The 18,630-nt window shown below is 65.5% G+C and carries 19 protein-coding genes; 10 read left to right on the forward strand and 9 right to left on the reverse strand.

Annotated features, from left to right (window positions below; genetic code table 11):
- Nucleotides 1-1,106 (forward strand): AMP nucleosidase (locus tag ABI213_RS06535; RefSeq protein ID WP_348026490.1); only part of this gene is annotated, 1,106 nt, incomplete at its 5' end.
- A gap of 5 nt (nucleotides 1,107-1,111) precedes the next feature.
- On the forward strand, nucleotides 1,112-2,347 hold the full coding sequence (locus ABI213_RS06540) for a GGDEF domain-containing protein (protein WP_348006294.1): 1,236 nt from the start codon (nucleotides 1,112-1,114) through the stop codon (nucleotides 2,345-2,347).
- On the opposite strand, the gene nudK is transcribed toward ABI213_RS06540, so the two are convergent.
- Nucleotides 2,344-2,937: a GDP-mannose pyrophosphatase NudK gene (gene nudK, locus ABI213_RS06545; RefSeq protein WP_348006295.1), complete on the reverse strand. Its 594-nt coding sequence runs from the start codon at nucleotides 2,935-2,937 to the stop codon at nucleotides 2,344-2,346. The two genes, ABI213_RS06540 and nudK, sit on opposite strands and share 4 nt — an antisense overlap.
- Nucleotides 2,938-3,034: 97 nt before the next feature.
- Here nudK and ABI213_RS06550 point away from each other — a divergent pair, with 97 nt between their 5' ends.
- Complete coding sequence (locus ABI213_RS06550) at nucleotides 3,035-3,790, forward strand: DeoR/GlpR family DNA-binding transcription regulator (RefSeq protein ID WP_348006296.1); 756 nt, start codon at nucleotides 3,035-3,037, stop codon at nucleotides 3,788-3,790.
- 7 nt (nucleotides 3,791-3,797) lie between these two features.
- On the opposite strand, the gene ABI213_RS06555 is transcribed toward ABI213_RS06550, so the two are convergent.
- The 3 genes from ABI213_RS06555 to purT all read right to left on the reverse strand — a co-directional run bounded on the left by ABI213_RS06555 (nucleotide 3,798) and on the right by purT (nucleotide 6,853).
- Nucleotides 3,798-4,406 (reverse strand): chalcone isomerase family protein, encoded by a 609-nt coding sequence (locus tag ABI213_RS06555; RefSeq protein WP_348006297.1) that lies wholly within the window; start codon nucleotides 4,404-4,406, stop codon nucleotides 3,798-3,800.
- A 124-nt stretch (nucleotides 4,407-4,530) separates the two neighbouring features.
- A complete protein-coding gene (locus tag ABI213_RS06560) occupies nucleotides 4,531-5,613 on the reverse strand; it encodes a mechanosensitive ion channel domain-containing protein (RefSeq protein ID WP_348006298.1) in 1,083 nt (360 codons plus the stop codon).
- A gap of 37 nt (nucleotides 5,614-5,650) precedes the next feature.
- A complete protein-coding gene (gene purT / locus ABI213_RS06565; RefSeq protein WP_348006299.1) occupies nucleotides 5,651-6,853 on the reverse strand; it encodes a formate-dependent phosphoribosylglycinamide formyltransferase in 1,203 nt (400 codons plus the stop codon).
- Between the two features lie 116 nt (nucleotides 6,854-6,969).
- On the opposite strand from purT, the gene ABI213_RS06570 reads away from it, so the two are divergent.
- Complete coding sequence (locus tag ABI213_RS06570; protein ID WP_348006300.1) at nucleotides 6,970-8,076, forward strand: ABC transporter substrate-binding protein; 1,107 nt, start codon at nucleotides 6,970-6,972, stop codon at nucleotides 8,074-8,076.
- Between the two features lie 9 nt (nucleotides 8,077-8,085).
- Here ABI213_RS06570 and ABI213_RS06575 read toward each other — a convergent pair whose 3' ends face one another.
- From ABI213_RS06575 to ABI213_RS06585, 3 genes are all read right to left on the reverse strand, one after another.
- Nucleotides 8,086-8,676: a malonic semialdehyde reductase gene (locus ABI213_RS06575; protein WP_348006301.1), complete on the reverse strand. Its 591-nt coding sequence runs from the start codon at nucleotides 8,674-8,676 to the stop codon at nucleotides 8,086-8,088.
- A gap of 78 nt (nucleotides 8,677-8,754) precedes the next feature.
- Nucleotides 8,755-10,104 (reverse strand): MATE family efflux transporter, encoded by a 1,350-nt coding sequence (locus ABI213_RS06580; RefSeq protein ID WP_348026492.1) that lies wholly within the window; start codon nucleotides 10,102-10,104, stop codon nucleotides 8,755-8,757.
- 59 nt (nucleotides 10,105-10,163) lie between these two features.
- Nucleotides 10,164-11,768, reverse strand: a complete 1,605-nt coding sequence (locus tag ABI213_RS06585; protein WP_348008311.1) for a GMC family oxidoreductase N-terminal domain-containing protein — start codon at nucleotides 11,766-11,768, stop codon at nucleotides 10,164-10,166.
- Between the two features lie 64 nt (nucleotides 11,769-11,832).
- Here ABI213_RS06585 and ABI213_RS06590 point away from each other — a divergent pair, with 64 nt between their 5' ends.
- The 5 genes from ABI213_RS06590 (at nucleotide 11,833) to ABI213_RS06610 (ending at nucleotide 15,095) form a co-directional block, all read left to right on the forward strand.
- The gene (locus ABI213_RS06590; protein WP_348008312.1) at nucleotides 11,833-12,693 is read left to right on the forward strand and encodes a 3-hydroxybutyryl-CoA dehydrogenase; all 861 of its coding nucleotides are present in this window, start codon (nucleotides 11,833-11,835) and stop codon (nucleotides 12,691-12,693) included.
- A gap of 74 nt (nucleotides 12,694-12,767) precedes the next feature.
- Entirely contained in the window at nucleotides 12,768-13,220 is a 453-nt protein-coding gene (locus ABI213_RS06595; protein WP_348008313.1) for a MarR family transcriptional regulator, read from the forward strand.
- A 26-nt stretch (nucleotides 13,221-13,246) separates the two neighbouring features.
- Nucleotides 13,247-13,675, forward strand: coding sequence for an organic hydroperoxide resistance protein (locus tag ABI213_RS06600; protein ID WP_348008314.1), 429 nt, complete (start codon nucleotides 13,247-13,249; stop codon nucleotides 13,673-13,675).
- A 221-nt stretch (nucleotides 13,676-13,896) separates the two neighbouring features.
- A complete protein-coding gene (locus ABI213_RS06605; RefSeq protein ID WP_348008315.1) occupies nucleotides 13,897-14,943 on the forward strand; it encodes a serine/threonine protein kinase in 1,047 nt (348 codons plus the stop codon).
- Entirely contained in the window at nucleotides 14,940-15,095 is a 156-nt protein-coding gene (locus ABI213_RS06610) for a hypothetical protein (RefSeq protein WP_348008316.1), read from the forward strand. Before ABI213_RS06605 ends, ABI213_RS06610 begins: the two co-directional genes overlap by 4 nt.
- On the opposite strand, the gene ABI213_RS06615 is transcribed toward ABI213_RS06610, so the two are convergent.
- Nucleotides 15,038-16,069 (reverse strand): Stealth CR1 domain-containing protein, encoded by a 1,032-nt coding sequence (locus tag ABI213_RS06615; RefSeq protein WP_348008317.1) that lies wholly within the window; start codon nucleotides 16,067-16,069, stop codon nucleotides 15,038-15,040. The genes ABI213_RS06610 and ABI213_RS06615 overlap by 58 nt on opposite strands.
- A gap of 124 nt (nucleotides 16,070-16,193) precedes the next feature.
- On the opposite strand from ABI213_RS06615, the gene ABI213_RS06620 reads away from it, so the two are divergent.
- The gene (locus ABI213_RS06620; RefSeq protein ID WP_348026494.1) at nucleotides 16,194-18,242 is read left to right on the forward strand and encodes an HDOD domain-containing protein; all 2,049 of its coding nucleotides are present in this window, start codon (nucleotides 16,194-16,196) and stop codon (nucleotides 18,240-18,242) included.
- Between the two features lie 43 nt (nucleotides 18,243-18,285).
- Here ABI213_RS06620 and ABI213_RS06625 read toward each other — a convergent pair.
- The coding region (locus tag ABI213_RS06625) for an alpha/beta hydrolase (protein WP_348026496.1) at nucleotides 18,286-18,630 on the reverse strand (345 nt) is incomplete at its 5' end.

Here is an 18,630-nt window from a genome sequence, read left to right on the forward strand (position 1 = left end):
CGTTTGCCGAACACGACCACGTGGAAGGCCAGATGGATGCCAGCCGCCGGATGCTGATGCGCGACGTGTTCGACCTGCCCGACCTGGCCGCCATGGACGATGGCATTGCCAACGGCACTTACGAGCCGCGCCCTGGCGACCCGCAGCCGCTGGCGCTGTTTACCGCGCCACGGATGGACTATTCGCTGCACCGCCTGCGACATTACACCGGCACCGGCCCTGAACACTTTCAGAACTTTGTGTTGTTCACCAACTACCAGTTCTACATCGACGAATTCGTCCGCATGGGCCACGCCGCCATGGCCGACCCGCACAGCGAATACGTGGCCTTTGTCGAACCCGGCAACGTCATCACCCGCCGGGTGGGCCTGCCTGCCGAGGCGCGCGATGCCCTGGGCGCAGCACCGCCGCGCCTGCCGCAAATGCCGGCCTACCACCTGGTGCGCGCCGACAACGCGGGCATCACCATGGTCAATATCGGCGTAGGCCCGGCCAACGCCAAAAACATCACCGACCACATCGCCGTGCTGCGCCCGCATGCCTGGATCATGGTCGGCCACTGCGCCGGTCTGCGCAACAGCCAGCAATTGGGCGACTACGTGCTGGCCCACGGCTATGTGCGCGAAGACCATGTGCTGGACGAAGAGCTCCCGCTATGGGTGCCGATTCCGGCGCTGGCCGAGATACAGATGGCGCTGGAGCAGGCGGTGGCCGATGTCACCCAGGTGCAGGGCGCGGCGCTGAAAAGCATCATGCGCACCGGCACCGTGGCCAGTACCGACAACCGCAACTGGGAACTGCTGCCCAACAACCAGCCGCAGCGCCGCTTCAGCCAAAGCCGTGCCGTGGCGCTGGACATGGAAAGCGCCACCATCGCCGCCAACGGTTTCCGCTTCCGGGTGCCGTACGGCACCCTGCTGTGCGTCAGTGACAAACCTTTGCATGGCGAGATCAAGCTGCCCGGCATGGCCAACCACTTCTACCGTGAACGGGTGGACCAGCATCTGCGCATCGGCATCCGCGCCATCGAGCTGCTGCGCGCCCAGGGCATCAACCAGTTGCACAGCCGCAAATTGCGCAGCTTTGCCGAAGTGGCATTCCAGTAACGCGCATGCCTGTTCCCATGCTGCTCGACCTGCCGACGCTGCTGGTGATCGCCACCGCCCATGTTGGCGTGGTATCGCTGGCTTTGCTGGCCATCATCGGCACCGGGGCCAGTGCCGCCACGCGCTGTGTGCAAGTGGCGCTGGCAGCCCTGCTGCTGGGCGGTATTGCCGCCATCACTGCCGGGTCGCTCTGGACCCCGGTACTGGCACCGGTGGCCCTGCTGTTTTTTAGCCTAGGCTTGTGGCTGTTGCACCGGGCGCTGGGCAGTTGGCTGGGCCACCGTTCGCGTCCGCCCACCAACCGGAAAAAGCTGCGCAAGCCATTGCGCCCCGGGGTGTACTACGGGCTGGACTACCGCTGGAGCGAGCGTTGTCTGCGCCTGCTCTTGGTGGCCACGCCGCTGGGTTACTTGCTGGGTTGGGCCAGTCCGGCCTTCCAGTGGGGTTGGTCCCACCTGTGCCTGGCGGCCATGCTGGTGTTGGTGGCCGCGGCCACGCTGTTTCCGTTGCGGCACATGGGCCGTGCCTGGCGCTGGATGTTGTGCGGCTGTCTGGTGGGTCTGGCGTTGGTGTTGTTGGCGCGCGGGCTGGTGGGCGAGTGGGGCGGTGCCAGCCTGCTGCCCTTCGCGGATCTGGCCATGGCTTTGGCGGTGAATCTGGCCTTTGTGACGGCCATGGTGGCCCTGCTGGCCGCCTGGCGCGACGAGGCCAAAGCACGCCTGCACACCCTGGCCATGACCGATGGACTGACCGGCCTGTTGAACCGCCGGGGTTGGCTGGAGCGCGCCGAGGGCATGTTTGCCAACGCTGTGCGCTACCAGCAGCCACTGACCTTGATGATGCTGGACATCGACCACTTCAAACGCGTCAATGACACCTATGGTCACGAGGTGGGCGATACCGCCCTCAAGCTGTTTGCCCGCCTGCTGCGCGAGAGCCGTCGCACCGGCGATCTGGTGGGCCGCCTGGGCGGCGAAGAGTTCTGCATCGTGCTGGCCAACACCCACCGCTCGGCCAGTATCGGCTTTGACCTGCGCCTGCGCACCATGTTGCACCAAACGGCCGAAAAGGAACTGGGCTTCCCGCTGGACTACAGCGCCGGGGTGGGGGTGCTCAAAGACGGTGACTCCACCCTGTCGGGCCTGATCGCCCGTGCCGATGCCGCCCTGTACGAGGCCAAGAAGGCGGGTCGTGGGCAACTGGTGCAGTCGGGTGGCGGGGCCGGGTTGACGGTGATTTAGCCGACCTGCATCAAACCGTTTAACTGCGCGTACTGCAGCAGCATGATCGTCTTGCCGTCACAGATGCGCCCGTCGGCCACCATCTCCAGCGCGACCGCAAAAGGCAGCTCCAGCACCTCGATGTCTTCGCCCTCGTGGTGCTCGCCGCCGCCGTCCGATACCTTGTCGGCGGCGGTGTAGGCCCCGACGAAGAAAAACACTTTTTCAGTGACCGATCCCGGGCTCATGTAGGCCTCGAAAATCTTGCGCACGCCGTCGATGCGAAAGCCGGTTTCTTCCTCTACCTCGCGGCGGATGCAGGTGGCGGGGTCGTCCTGGTCCAGCAGGCCGGCACAGGTTTCGATGACTTTCCCGCTGGCGTTACCGTTCACATAGGTAGAAAAGCGAAACTGCCGCGTCAGCACCACCGTGCCCTGCGCGGCGTTGTACAGCAGGATGGTGGCGCCGTTGCCCCGGTCATAGCTTTCGCGGCTTTGGCGTTGCCAGGTGCCGTCGCGGCGGCGCAGGTCGAAGGTGGTTTTCTTTAGCAGATACCAGTCGTCCGACAAAACTTTTTCTTCGACGATACGGAGGTTGTCTAAGGCGTGCATGGGGGCTCCAGGGATGTGGGTGAAAGTTTAGCGCAATCATGCAGTTTCGTGCAACTTCAATGATAATCATGCAAAAACATTCTCAACACGTTCTCGCATGCTGACCCAACAACGCAAACACCTCCTCCTCGACACCCTGCGCCGCGATGGTCGCATCGTGGCCGCCGACCTCAGCGCCGCGCTGGGCTTGTCAGAAGACACCATCCGGCGCGACCTGCGTGCGCTGGCGGCCCAGGGGCTGCTGCAGCGGGTGCACGGCGGGGCCTTGCCCGCGTCGCCGGCCGTGGCCAACTTTGCCGCGCGCAGCCAGTTGCAGATGCCGGGCAAGCAGGCGATTGCCGCCGCCGCCGCCGCCATGGTGCAGCCCGGCCAGGTGGTGTTCATCGATGGTGGTACCACCTGCCAGCAGCTGGCCCTGCGCCTGCCGCCCACGCTGCAGGCCACCGTGGTGACGCACAGCCCGACGATTGCGATGGCCCTGGTGGAGCACCCGCGGATCGAGGTGCAACTGGTGGGCGGGCGCTTGTTCAAGCACTCGGTGGTGGCCGTGGGCGCGGCGGCGGTAGAGGCCATTGGCCGGGTGCGTGCCGACCTGTACTTCATGGGCGTGACCGGTATCAGCGCCAGCGTGGGCCTGAGCACCGGCGATATGGAAGAAGCCCATGTCAAGCGGGCGCTGATGGCCCAGTCTGCCGAAACCTGGGTGCTGGCCTCGGCCGAGAAGCTGCACGCCGCCTCACCCTACGTCATTGCCCCCTGCCAAGAGGCTACCGGACTGGTGGTGGAGCCGGGCACCACCGACCAAGACGTGGCGGCGCTGACGGCGCTGGGGTTGGCGCTGGTGCGCGCTTAACCAAGGCTTAATAAGCCTTCTTTACCGGGTCCTGCCCCAGCAAGGCCGCTTTCAGCCCGTAGTCCGCCGGACTGCTGCCCACCCAGATGTTCAGCACCATGGCAAAAAACTCGGCATCGCCCACCGGGCTGCCCTGGGGCTGGCCAGCGATGAAGAACAGCGTGCCCTGGCCGGGGAGGAACTGCATGGCGAAGCTGTCGCCGGGGTTGAGTTTGCTGCGGCCCGAGAAGATTTCGATCAGGCGGTTGGACGACACGGTGTGCTTCAGCGCCAGCTCTTTGGAGGAGTTGGCCGAGAGCCCCTTGATGAAGGCCAGGCCCAGGTCGGTGCCCGGTATCTCGCGCAGGGCGGTGAAGCTGAGCAGCTTCGGGCCGGGCAGCGCCAGCAGTTCTTCGGGGGTGCTGACCTTGTGCGGTGTGTACAAGGCCATGTCGTAGACCTTGAACACCGCCCGGTAGCGGGTGCCTGCGCCGTTGAGCACCAGGGGCGTGCCCTGGACCTGGGCCTCGGCAGCAAACGGGGTGCCGGGGGCGGCCTGGGCGGGCAGGGTCAGCAGGCTGGTGGCCACAGCAAGGGCCAGGATGGCGGGCAGTTGGGCGTAAAAAGGGCGGGTCATCAAAGGCATCTCTTGTGAATCGGTGGGCCGCCCAAGCTTAGCGTGTGGTACCAGCTTGTCATCCCCCGTTTTAAGGACATTTAGGCCTCTGGCGCATATGCTACCTGCACAAGGTGCTATGCATTTAGTGGTTTTTGGACCCGGTCGCTTCCGCGGGCTGGTGCAGCTCGGCACGCGTGCGCGGCAGGTGTTGCGGGTACTGGCGTTGCATGAAATCCACCAGACCCTCGCGCACGTCGCAGCGCACGCGCCACAGCAGGTCGGCGTTGGCGGCGGTCACTTCCACCCGCAGCTGGATGCCGTTGGCGGCGGTGTCGGTGACGTCCAGTTTGCAGTAGCGGCGGTCCCAGGCTGCAGAGGCGGCGCAGATGCGGTCTAGCTCGGTGCGCAGCGCGGGGATGGGCATGCCGTAGTCCACCCACAGAAACACGGTGCCGATCAGCTCCGGGTTGCGGCGCGACCAGTTTTGGAACGGGTTCTCGATGAACCACTGCAGCGGGATGATGAGGCGGCGCTGGTCCCACACGCGCAGCACCACGTAGGTGCCGGTGATCTCTTCCACCCGGCCCCATTCGCCCTGCACGATCAGCACGTCGTCGATGCGCAGCGGTTGGCCCAGAGCGATCTGCAGGCCGGCCACCAGGTTGCCCAGCACCGGCCGCGCCGCCATACCCACGATGATGCCGACCACGCCGGCGGACGCGAGCAGGCTGGCGCCAAACTGCCGGGCCTCGGGAAAGGTCATCAGCATCGCCGCCAGCCCGGTCACCAGGATGCCGATGACCAGGGTATTGGCCAGTACCTTGGCCTGGGTGTGGATGCGGCGGGCGTGCAGGTTGTCCTCCGCCTCCAGCGGGTACGAGGCGATCAGCCCCTGCACGGTGCCGTGCACCACGCGCAGGCCCAGCCAGGTCAGGCAGGCCAGCAGCAACAGCACGTTGGCATGGCGCACCTCGTCAATCAGCGGGAACTCACGTGGCGCAATTTGCCACACCGCTTGCAGCGCAATCAGCGGCAGCACAAAGCGCGTGGGGGCATGGCAAGCGTGGGCAATGCGCGAGGCCAGTGGCAGGCTGCGCGTCACCCGGCGCACCAGCGCTGCGCCGATGGCGTGTAGCACCAGCGCCAGCACAATCGCCGTGACCGCAGACAACAAAATGCGCAGCGCCGAGTCGTCGGCCCACGAGATAAGCTGGTTGAAGTGCATGGACCGCGGCAATCGGCTGTGATTGACTGTAATTGAATTAAGCGGTGCGGGGTTTGACCAGCGCAGCCGCTTGCTTGGCGTGCGTGCGGGCCACTTCCACGTCGGCATCAAAGGCCAGCGCCACGCCCATGCGGCGTTTTACAAAGCTCTCGGGCTTGCCGAACAGGCGGATATCGGTGTTGGGTACGCGCAGCGCCTCGGCCACGCCGTCGAACACGATGCCATGGGCATCTACGCCGCCGTAGATCACCGCGCTGGCACCGGGCGATTTGAGCGCGGTGTTCACCGGCAGGCCCAGGATGGCGCGGGCGTGCAGCTCGAATTCGTTTTGCCACTGGGTGCACAGCGTGACCATGCCAGTGTCGTGCGGGCGCGGGCTGACCTCGCTGAACCACACGTCATCGCCCTTCACAAACAGCTCCACGCCAAACAAGCCCTGGCCGCCCAGGTTGTCGGTGACGGCCTTGGCGATGGCCTGCGAGCGCTGCAGCGCCAGGCTGGGCATGGGGTGCGGCTGCCAGCTTTCCACGTAGTCGCCGCTGACCTGGATGTGGCCGATGGGCTCGCAGAAATGCGTTTCCACCGTGCCATCTGCGCCCAGGGCACGCACCGTCAGCAGGGTGATTTCGTAGTCAAAGTCGATAAAGCCTTCGACGATGACGCGGCCATGGCTGACGCGGCCACCGGCCATCGCCACGTCCCAGGCGGCTTGCACATCCGCCGGGCCGCTGATCTTGCTCTGGCCTTTGCCCGAGCTGCTCATCACCGGCTTGACCACGCAGGGGTAGCCGGTGGTGGAGTCAATGGCCGCCTGCAGTTCGGCCAGCGAATCGCAAAACACGTAGGGGCTGGTCGGCAGGTCCAGCGTTTCTGCCGCCAGGCGGCGGATGCCTTCGCGGTCCATGGTGAGGCGGGCAGCGCGGGCGGTGGGAATCACGCGCACCGTGCCTGCAGCTTCCAGCTCTTCGAGCATGGGGGTGGCGATGGCTTCGATCTCGGGCACCACCAGGTGCGGCCGCTCGGCCTCGATCAGGGCTTTGAGCTGGGCCGGGTCGCTCATGGTGATGGTGCGCGCGTGGTGCGCTACCTGCTGGCCGGGCGCGTTTTCATAGCGGTCTACGGCTATGGTTTCCACGCCCAGGCGCTGCAGCGCAATCAGCACCTCTTTGCCCAGCTCGCCGGAGCCGAGCAGCATGACTTTGGTTGCAGAAGGGGACAAGGGGGTGCCGAAAGAGCGCATGGTAGGTACCGCGAAAAGCGTAAAGATAGGGCTGGAGGGTGGGAATTTACCGCATGCCCGGCATGGACTTGTGGCCCAATGGCCCGCGGCGCATCCAACCATCCCCCTAAACCACTATGAAGACAACCCACTCTCTGGCCATCGCGGTGCTGCTGGTAACCGCCAGCCTGGTGGCCCAGGCGCAGATTCTGATCGGCCAGACCAGCGGTTTTACCGGTGCCGTGGCCACGGGTGTCAAGGAGACGCAGGCCGGGGCCATGCTGTACTTTGACCGGGTCAACGCCAAGGGCGGCGTGGGCGGGCAAAAGATCGAGCTGCTGTCCATGGACGACAAGTTCGATCCCGCACTGGCCGCCGAAAACGCCCGGGAGCTGATCGAGAAAAAGAACGTGGTGGCCCTGTTTTTGACCCGTGGCACGCCGCACACCGAGGCCATCATTCCCTGGCTGGATAAATACCATGTGCCCCTGGTGGGGCCGTCCAGCGGTGCCATGGTGCTGCACCAGCCGGTGCAGAAATACATTTTCAACATCCGCGCTACCTACCAGCACGAGGCTGAAAAAGCCATCGCCCACCAGGCCAGCATCGGCCTGACCAAAATCGCCGTGCTCTACACCGACGACAGCTTCGGCGTCGATGGCCTGGCCGGGGCGCAAAAGGGGCTACAAAAGGCCCGCCTGGAGGCCGTGGGACTGTACAAGTTTGACCGCAGCAAACCAGACTTTTCCAGCCTGGCCCCTGCCATTGTGAAGGCGGGTGCGCAGTCGGTGCTGCTGGTGGCCTCGGCGACCAGCGCGGTAGCCGCCATCGAGGCGCTGCGGGCCGCAGGCAGCACGGCGCAGTATGTGGCCCTGTCCAACAACGCCACGTCGGGTTTTATCGCCGCCCTGGGGGGCAATGCCCGCGGTGTGATTGTCAGCCAGGTGTTTCCGCAGTCGCAGTCCTACGCGCTGGTCAGGGAGATGGCGGATGCGGCCCGCGCCAAAGGCCTGGCCGATACCAGCCCGGCCATGCTGGAGGGCTTTAGCGCCGCCAAGGTGCTGGTCGAAGCCCTGCGCCGCACCGGCGGCAAACCCACGCGCGAGCGCCTGCAGGCGGCGCTGGAGGGCATGGACAAATTCGACCTGGGCGGCCTGGAGATCGGCTACAGCCCCACCGACCATACCGGGCTGGACTTCACCGACCTGTCCATCATTGGCAGCGACGGCAAGTTCCAACGCTAGCCCAGCCGTTCAGGCGATCGTGCAGGCCGTCTCGAACGCCAGGCGCGGGCCGCGGGGGTAGGGGGTTCCGGCTTCGCCATAGCCCAGATTGACCAAAAAGTTCGCCTTGAAGCGGCCGTCGGGGAAGAACTGCTCGTTCACCTTGGCGGCGTCAAAGCCGCTCATGGGGCCACAGTCCAGGCCCAGCTGGCGGGCGGCCAAGATCAGGTAAGCCCCTTGCAGGCTGCTGTTGCGAAAGGCGGTGCCCTCGGCCAGCGCGGCGTTGCCTTCAAACATGGGCTTGGCGTTCATGGCCGTAAATTGCTCAGGCAGATGCTCGAAAAAGCGCATGTCCATGGCCACGATAACCGTCACCGGTGCGGCCATGGTTTTGTCGGCATTGCCGGGGGCCAATGCCAGTTTCAGCTTGGCTTTGGCTTCGGGGCTGCGCACAAATACCAGGCGGGCGGGCTGGCAGTTCATCGACGTAGGGCCCCACTTGGCCAGGTCGTAGAGCTGGTGCAGCAGCGCGTCGGGTACGGGCTGGTCGGTGAATTTGCTGAAGGTGCGGGCGCTCAGAAAGCTTTGTTCGAGGCTGGCGGCGGGCAGAGGGGCGGACATGGAAACTCCTTGGTTACTATCAAAATAAGAGCTGCTTGCGCAGGTGCAATATGCGCCAGAGGTCGATTTTATGTAAATCTACCGTCTGCGCACCCGGCGCTGGCTGTTACGCGCATGCGGCAGCCAGCCGTGCCAGTGCCAGCGGGCCCACATCAGCAGGCCGCGCACCCATTCGTCGGCGGCGTAGGCGATGAAGATGCCGGGCAGGCCGAAGGTGTGGCCCAGAAAGTACGAGCCGCAGCCCAGCACCAAAGCAAACGAGCCCAGGCTGGCGGCCACCGGGTAGATCACGTCGCCGGTGGCCCGCAGCGCACCGGTGATGATCAGGTTGAAGGCGCGGCCGGTCTCCAGCGCCACGGCAATCCACAGCAGGGTTTGGGCGGCGTGGATCACGTGCGGGTCTTTGGTGAAGATGTGCATCAGCCACGGGGCGGCCAGCGCCGCCACCACGGCCATGCCGCCTGAGGCCATCAGCCCATTGCGCAGGCCTTTGCGCACCAGGGCATGGGCCTGGTTGAACTGCCCACCGCCCACCAGCCGCCCCACCATGATCTCGCAGGCCCAGCCAATCGCCAGGCTGATCAGCAGCACGTAGCGCAGCAATTGCAGGGTGTAGGCATGGGTGGCCAACGCCACCACGCCCAGGCGGGCCGCCCCGGCCAGCGACACCATGAAGGCGGCGCGGTAGCCCAGCTCGGCGCTGGCACCCGGCACGCCGATGCGCAGCACCGGCCCCAGCACGCGCCACTGCAGCACCCACCAGTGGCGGGCGTTGGGCACCAGGGCCATGCGCTTGCGCCACAGCAGCAGGTGCAGGCCCAGCCCCACGGCGCGGCTGATCACCAGGGCTACCGCAAAGCCGTACAGCCCTAGTCCGTCCCACGGGCCCACGCCCAGCATCAGCGGCACGGCCAGCGCCAGGTGGGTGCAGTGCATGATGACCATCACCTTGAGCGAATCGCGGGCGTGCAGATGGGCCCGCAGGATGGAGGCCATGGTGAGGTTGTAGCCGTCCAGCAGCGCGGCCGGGGCTAGCAGTTGCAGGTAGGGGCTGACCAGCGGCAGGATTTCGTCCGGCGCGTTCAGCAGGTCCAAAATCCAGTTGTTGGCCAGCACCAGCACCGACACCACCAGCAAGCCCGCCCAGGTGCAGGCACCCAGGCCCGCCAGTGCGGTGCGCCGCACCTGCTCCACCTGCTGGCCGCCCAGCAGTTGGGTGATGACCACACCCATGCCGATCGCCAGTACCCGGAACACCACGTACAGTGTTTCCAGCACCTGGTTGGCCAGTCCCAGGCTGCCTGCCGCGCCGTCCGAAGTGTGCGAGGCCAGCCACAGCCCCGCAATGATGACGGTGTAACCCAGTAAAAACTCGCCAAAGATGGGGCCAGCGATGGCGTTGAGCCGGGGGCGTTCGGGGAGGTGCATGGGGGGCTAAAAGAGGAAACCATTCGTGCGATGGTCGAACCTCCATTCTTCCAAACAAATCAGCCTTGCGCCGCATCCTCGCGCAACATATCTGCGGCTTTTTCGGCCAGCATGGTGGTGGCGGCCGTGGTGTTGGCGCTGACGATGCGCGGCATGGTGGAGGCATCCACCACCCGCAGCCCGGCCATGCCGTGGACCCGCAAACGGGCATCCACCACGTCGGTGTGCTCTTCTTTTCCCCCGGGGCCCATCCTGCACGTGCCCACCGGGTGGTACACCGTGTCGGCGGTTTCGCGCAGTAAAAATTCCAGTTCCAGATCGCTCTGGGCGTGGGCCGATCGCTCGCGGCCACCCCATGCCGCCAATGCGGGCTGGGCGGTGATGCGCCGCACCTGTTGGAACCCGCGCCGCAGCCGTTCCACATCTTCCAGCGCACCCAGGAAGTTGGGGTCGATCTGCGGCGGGGCCAGCGGGTCTTTGCCGTTCAAGCGCACGCTGCCCCGGCTGGCGGGTTGCAGCACGCAGATGTGCACCGAATAGCCGTGGCCCCACAGCGTCTTGCGGCCATGGTCGGCCAGTTGGGCGGGCACAAAGTGCAGTTGCAGGTCGGGCTGGGCCTCGGTGGGCTGGCTTTTGAGGAAGCCCCCGGCCTCGGCCAGGTTGCTGGTCAGCAGGCCGGTGCGGTCGCGCCGCCAATCCCGCACGCCCTGGGCGATGCGGGCCAGGCCGGTGGGTGAAATGCCCCACAAATCTTTCGCCTGGGGCGCATGCACCACCTGCACCGCATCCACGTGGTCGTGCAGATGCTGGCCCACGCCGGGCAGGTGGTGCACCGTGGCGATACCGTTGGCCAGCAGTTGCGCGTGGTCGCCAATGCCGGACAGCATCAATAGTTGGGGCGACTGCAAGGCCCCCGCGCACAGCAGTACCTCGCCTGCGGTACGCAGCTGTTTGAGCAAGCCATCCTGCATAAATTCCACACCCACGGCGCGGCGGCCCTGGGTCAGGATGCGGGTGGTGTGGGCGTGGGTGACCACCTGCAGATTGGGCCGCGCCAGGTGGGGCGTGAGGTAGGCCTTGGCCGCGCTGCAGCGCTCGCCGTCTTTTTGCATCACCTGGTACAGGCCTACGCCTTCTTGCGTGGCCGCGTTGAAGTCGGCATTGGACGCAAACCCGGCCTGCACAGCAGCCTGCACGAAGGCCTGGCTGGCAGGGTGGGGGCTTTGCAGGTCGGTGACGTGCAGTGGGCCGTCGGCCCCGTGCCAGGCGTCTGCGCCCCGGCGGTTGTGCTCGGCCTTTTTGAAGTACGGCAGCACATCGGCATAGCCCCAGCCGGGGTTGCCCTGGGCCGCCCAAAAGTCGAAATCTGCCGCCTGCCCCCGGGTATAGACCATGGCGTTGATGGAGCTACTGCCGCCCAGCACCCGGCCCCGGGGCTGGTAGCCGCAGCGCCCATTGAGCCCCGGCTGCGGCACGGTGGCAAAGCGCCATTGCGCCTGGCCTGTGCGGGCCAGCAGCGCGATGCCCGACGGGCACTGCACCAGGGCGCTGTGGTCGCTGGGGCCGGATTCGAGCAGGGCGACATTGACGGCCGGGTCTTCGCTGAGCCGCCCGGCCAGCACGCAGCCCGCCGCGCCGCCGCCAATGATGAGGTAGTCGAACATGGGTGGTGTTTATGATGAAAGCTGCACTGCAACCAAACTATCTTTTTTCTACCGGGAGTTTCCTATGAGCAGCATTTTGACAATCAGCACCGTCGGCATTGTCGGCGCGGGCACCATGGGCAATGGCATCGCGCAAACCTGTGCGGCGGCGGGCTTGCAGGTGGTGATGGTCGATATTAGCGAGGAAGCGGTGGCCAAGGGCCTGGCCACCATCGCAGGCAGCCTGGACCGGCTGATCAAGAAAGACAAGCTCACCCCCGACGACAAGGCTGCCATCCTGGCCCGCATCCAGGGCTCCACCCAGTACAGCGATTTCAGCGCGGCCCAGTTGGTCATCGAAGCCGCCACCGAAAACTACGCCCTCAAGGTCAAGATCGTGCAGCAGCTCGACGCACTGCTGGCGCCCGAGGTGCTGATCGCCTCCAATACCTCGTCCATCTCCATCACCAAGCTGGCGGCAGTGACGAAGCGGCCCGACCGCTGCATCGGCATGCATTTCTTCAACCCCGTGCCGCTGATGGCGCTGGTGGAGATCATCCGCGGCCTGCAAACCAGCGATGCCACCGTTGAGGCCGTGCATGCCATGTCTGCTGTGCTGGGCAAGACCCCCATCACCGTCAAAAACGGCCCCGGCTTCGTCGTCAACCGCATCCTGATGCCGATGGTGAACGAAGCGCTGTTTGTGCTGGCCGAGGGCGTGGCCACGGCGGAAGACATCGACGCGGGCATGAAGCTGGGCTGCAACCAGCCCATCGGCCCGCTGGCCCTGGCCGACATGATTGGCCTGGACGTGTGCCTGGCGGTGATGGAAGTGTTCTTGAACGAATTTGGCGACAGCAAATACCGCCCGTGTCCGCTGCTCAAAGAGCTGGTGGCCGCAGGCCGCCTGGGCCGCAAGACGGGGCAGGGCATCTACAACTACTGAACCCGCTCTTTACGCACTTCGGTGCGTTAAAAATTAAATTGTACAAAATTTAATTGCACGATATAATTCAGCCCATGCCAAGCAAAACCCTCACTGTCGATGAAACGCTGAAACTGGACAACCAGCTCTGCTTTGCGCTGTACTCCGCGTCGTTGGCCATGACCAAGCTGTACAAGCCGTTGCTCAAGACCTTGGGCATGACCTACCCACAGTACCTGGCGATGCTGGTGCTGTGGGAGCGCGATGGGTTGATGGTGTCCGAGCTGGGCGATCGCCTGTCGCTCGACTCCGGCACGCTGACCCCGCTGCTCAAGCGCATGGAAGCCGCGGGCTGGATCAGCCGCCTGCGCGATGTGCACGACGAGCGCCGGGTGTTCATCACGCTGACATCTGCAGGCCGCAGCCTCAAGACCGAGGCGGCCAAGATTCCGCCGTGCATCCTCAGCGCCACCCAGTGCTCGGTGCCCGAAATTCTCTCTCTCACGCAGCAAGTCCAGGCGCTGCGTGGGCGTTTAACCCTCGCCTGACACTTTTTTCAACCCAAGGAAGCACCATGCCCACCAAACTCGACAAAGTGATCTACACCGCCCACGCCCACACCACCGGCGGCCGCGATGGCCAATCGGCCAGCAACGACGGCCTGTTGGCCGTCAAGCTCTCGCCCCCGAAAGAAATGGGCGGCGCAGGCACCGGCACCAACCCCGAGCAACTGTTTGCTGCAGGCTACTCGGCCTGCTTCATGGGCGCCATGAAACACGTCGCCGGCATGAAGAAGATCACCGTGCCCGCCGATGCCTCCATCGATGCGTCGATTGACATTGGCCCCATCCCCGCAGGCTTCGGCATCGCCGCCAAGCTGGTCATCAACCTGCCCGGCATGGACCGCGTGGTGGCCCAAGACCTGATCGACACCGCCCACGGCGTGTGCCCTTACTCCAACGCCACCCGCGGCAACATCGAAGTGGAACTCGTGCTGGCGTAACTGGCTCACCCCCAGGCTTGCTCACTGCCCCGGAATCGGCTTGAAAAGCCGAAGCCGCAGGTAGCAGCACCCCCCTTGCAGGGGGCAACACCAGCAACCCGGCAAAGCCGGTTCTGCGGTGTTCACGAAGGGGCTTTGCTACGCCCGCCTCGGGAATGCATTGATTGCCCGCGCCATGCCCTTGGCGCGGGCTTTTGTTTTGGAGCGACGACAATCGCACCATGTCTTCTCCTTCTGATTCCTCCGGTCCTACTGGTATTTCGCACGATTACCAGGCCCTGACCCCCGACGTAGTGATGGACGCGCTCGCCAGCGTCGGCCTGTTTGGCGATGGCCGCCTGATGGCGCTCAGCTCGTATGAAAACCGGGTCTACCAGGCGCACCTGGAAGACGGCAGTGTGGTGGTGGCCAAGTTTTACCGGCCGGGCCGCTGGAGCCAGGCGCAGATTCTGGAAGAGCACAGCTTCGCCGCCGAACTGATGGCCGCCGAGATTCCCGCCGTGGGCCCGCTGGTGCTGGAAGGGGCTACTTTGCACCACTTTGCCGGATTCGCCTTCAGCGTCAGCCCCAGCCGGGGCGGCCGCCCGCCCGAGCTGGACGACTTCGAGGTATTGGAATGGATTGGCCGCTTCCTGGCTCGCATCCATACCGTGGGGGCTAAACAGGCGTTTGTGCACCGCCCGACGCTGGACCTGGAAAGTTTCGGCATCCACTCGCGCGACTGGCTGGTGAAGCACGACATCGTGCCGCTGGACGTGCAGGGCGCGTGGCAAAAAGCCTGCACAGAAGCTCTGGATTTGATAGCTGCTAGCGCATTACCTACCTGCGCAGGGGGCCTAAAAGACCCTCAAATTAAAACCCTGCGCCTGCACGGCGACTGCCACCCCGGCAACATCCTCTGGACCCCCACCGACCGGCCCGGCGGTGGTCCGCACTTTGTCGATCTGGACGATGCCCGCACCGGCCCGGCCGTGCAGGATTTGTGGATGCTGCTGAGCGGCGACCGCGCCCAGCGCACCGGCCAGCTCAGCGGCCTGGTGGATGGCTACGAGCAGTTCCGCAGCTTCGACCGCCGCGAACTGGCCCTGATCGAACCCCTGCGCACCCTGCGCCTGATCCACTACAGCGCCTGGCTGGCGCGGCGCTGGAGCGACCCGACCTTTCCGGTCAACTTTCCGTGGTTTGGCAGCAGCGACTACTGGGTCGGCCAGGTCAATATGCTCACCGAGCAGATCGAAGCCATGCAGGAAGAGCCGCTGTACGTATGAGCGCAGTCTTGCTGAGCCGTGCAGGCATCGCCTGGCCGCCTACTTGGGCCGATGCGCTGCAGCTAGGCGAATTTTTGTCCTACCGCGTCGGGGTCTACTTGGTGCTGAACGTGGTGGAAGACCCGGCCTGGCTGGCTTGGGCCTTTTGCTGAGTCTCGAACCGGGAAGCCTGCGGAAACATCTGCTGCAGGGCATCCCGCACCCGGGCCAGGCGCGGATCGTGGGGCAGGGCATCGTCGGTGGTGTCGTTGATGCAGAAGAAGGCCAGTTGGCCGTTGCGGGCCACTAGCTGGTCCAGGTCGCCCGTGGTGTCGGCATCGCTGGTGCTGAGGTACTGGTGGGCGTATTCACGCAGCTGGGCGTGGCCGTGCGCCAGGGCCCAGCGCAGCACAAAGTCGGAGACGATGGCGGGCTTGTCCCAGGTGCGGAACACGGTGGAGCGCACGCGGGCAAACATGTCGGGGGCTACCTGCTCCAGCGTGGCCAGCAGCGACTTGCACATCGGCCGGGGCGCGTGCGCAAAGGTGCGAAAGGTGTGCTGGTAGCCGGGCACCGGGTGGGATTGCAACCATTGGTGGGAGCTGCGGCAGGCATTGTCCAGCGCGGTGGCATCGGGGCGCAGAGGCTCGTCGCTCACCGGCGGCTCGTCCGACCAGGCCACGCACACGCCACCGGGCCAGAACCAGTCGGACAAATCCACCGGTGCGCCAAAAAACACGTCGTCGTTCAGGTAAAAGTAGCGCTCTGACAGGCCGGGGATGCGGTGGATGTACGACTCGATGTGGCCGGAATCGAAGGTGGGCAAGTCGCTGGCCGGGATCAGATCGCGGTGGTCCACCACGGTGATGCCCGGCACGGCGGCCAGCCAGGCCGGGGTTTGCGCATCGGTGACCAGATACACATGGCCGTGGCCGGGAAAGAAGCGCTCTAGCGCACGCAGGCTGTAGCGCAGCTCGTCGTTGTCGCGAAAGCGCCCCTCGACGTTGGCATAGGCGGCCATGCGGGTGCGGGCGCTTGGCGTGGCGGCGGCCCGTTGGCGCTTGGCCCGCCAAAGGGGGTCGTTACCGTCCACCCAAAGGTAGACGATGTCGATGGGACCGGACGGGGGCGGGTGGTTGGAGCGCAACCGCGCATGTTAGCGGTATTTGGGCGGCAGCGGCAGCGTACTAACAGGCTGCCAGCGCGGGTAGGCCAGTGTCATACTTCGCCGCGAGACATTCCCGTATTGCGCATACCCCACCGATAGATCCATGTCCGAATTTGACCCGCGCACCCCCATGCCGACCCTGAGCCTGCTGCTGGCCCAGCGCGGTGCCTTGCCACCTGCCGAAGCAGTAGCGCTGGCGCTGGACTTGCTGGATGCCCTGCTGGCCGCCCATGCCGCCGGACGGCCCCACGGCCCGCCCACCACCGACAACGTGCGGGTGGATGCCACCGGCCGGGCCCACCTGGTGAACTCGGCCGACTTCACCGATACCGCATTTGCGTCTGCCAGCCTGCCGCAAGACGGTGTATGCGCCGTGGGCGAGGTGCTGGAAGCCATGCTGGCAGGCCCGCACGGGGCGGCGGTGGATGCCGATCTGCAGGCCATCGTGGCCCAGGCCCAGGCCCCCGAAGCCCAACGCACGCCCAGTCTGCAGGCCTTGCGCAGCGCCTTGTCGCAGTGGGCCGACAGCACGCTGCACGCCCCGCTGAGCGCACTGCCCAGCAGTTCGGATACGCCGGAAAATGGCCGTCTGGATGCGCTGATGGCCCGCATGCGCTACAAGAGCGACTTCCCCGCCATGTCCGACGCGGTGGTGCGCATCCAGGGCATGGCCAGCTCGGAAACCGAGAGCATCGCCAGCTTTACCAACGAGATACTGAAAGACGTAGCGCTGACCAACAAGCTGCTGCGGCTGGTCAACAGTGCCCATTTCGCGGCCCGGGGTGGCAGCATCAACACGGTGTCGCGGGCGGTCAGCCTGGTGGGTTTCAACGGCGTACGCAATATGGCGCTGAGCCTGGTGCTGCTGGAGCACATGCGTGACAAGGGCCACGCCCACTTGATCAAGGACGAATTTTTGCGCGCCCTGATGGCGGGTTCCATCGCGGTAGAGCTCTGTGCCGAGGCGCACGAGAACGAAGAGGCCTTTATCGCCGCCATGTTCCAAAACCTGGGCCGCATGCTGGTGGAGTTCTATTTTCCCGACGAAGCCCGGGCCGTGCGCCACCTGGTGGCCTCCAGCTACAAGCCGCTGTCCGAAGCCCGTGCTTCCGCCAACGTGCTGGGGGTGGACTTTGAAACCCTGGCCCTGGGCGTGGCCAAAGCCTGGGGCTTACCCGACGCCATCCAGCACAGCATGCGCAGGCCACGTGGCGAGCCGCCGCTGCGTCCGCCCGTGCAGAGCGCCGAGCGGCTGCGCTGGATCGCCCTGGTGGCCAACGACATGGCCGACATCCTGCTGCGGTCTCCGCCCCAGGAGTTGGATATGCGCCTCGCGCAACAGGCCGGGGCGTACGCCAAAACCCTGGGCATCCGCCCCCAGCAGGTGCGCCAGGCCACCGTGGTAGCGCGCAAAAAACTCATCGACATGGCCGAGGCGATGGCCTTGAACGTGCAGGCGGGTTCGGCCGCCGCCCAGTTGCTGCAGCACCCCGACCAAGACATTGCCGTGCCCCCTGCCGACCAGGCCGAGCCGCCCGATGCGCTGGCACCGCTGGCCCTTCACGCCACGCCGCCGCCCGCGCCCGATAAGGGCCAGCCCGTCGCCGTGGTGGTGCCCAGTGTGGCCGATATGCTGTCGGCCGGCATCCAGGACATCAGCCAGGCCATGGTGGAAGACTTCAAGCTCAGCGACGTGCTGCGCATGATTCTGGAAACCATGGTCCGCGCCATGGGCTTCCAGCGCGTGGTGTTTTGCCTGCGCGACCCCAAGGCGGATGCGCTAACCGGTCGCTTTGGCCTGGGCGCAGGCGTGGAGGGGGTGGGCAGCATCGACACCGTCGTCAAGGCCTTCCACATCACCCTCAAGGCCAGCAGCCTGGACCTGTTCAGCACCGTCTGCCTCAAAGGCGTGGACACCCTGATCAGCGATGCTGCCGAGCCGCGTATCGCCCAACGCCTGCCCGCTTGGTACCACAGCCATGTCCACGCGCCCACCTTTTTGCTGCTGCCCCTGGTGATCAAGGGCAAGCCCTTCGGCCTGGTCTACGCCGACAAGGCCGAGAAAGGCGTGCTGCCGCTGGACGAGCAGGAGCTGGCCCTGCTGCGCACCCTGCGCAACCAGGCCATCATTGCTTTCAGGCAGTCGGTTTAGCGGTGTTTTAGGCCTCTGGCGCATACGCTACCTGCGCAGGCAGCTATGCATTACGCAGCAAATACTGTGCCGCTATCTGCCTAGCCAGCCAGTTGCCATCGTCCAGCGGCAGGTCGTGCCCTGCCGTGGGATGCACCTGCAGGCGGCACTGCCACTGGCGGGCCAGGGCCTGGGAGCAGGCGACCGACACCAACTGGTCTTGCGCGCTGGCCAGCAACAGGGTGGGGGTGGTCACCGCTTTGGGAGCACGGTAACGGGCGGCGGCCAGCAACTGGCGCAGGGCGTTAGCGCGGGTCACGGGGTGCTGTCCGCGCAGGGCCAGCCACAGCGGTAACACGGCATCTTGCCCGCCCTGGCTGGTGATGCGCAGGATGCTGCGCTCCCAGTC

Origin of the sequence: Rhodoferax sp. (genome assembly GCF_039922535.1) — a bacterium.
In the GTDB taxonomy this organism is placed as follows: domain Bacteria; phylum Pseudomonadota; class Gammaproteobacteria; order Burkholderiales; family Burkholderiaceae_C; genus Rhodoferax_B.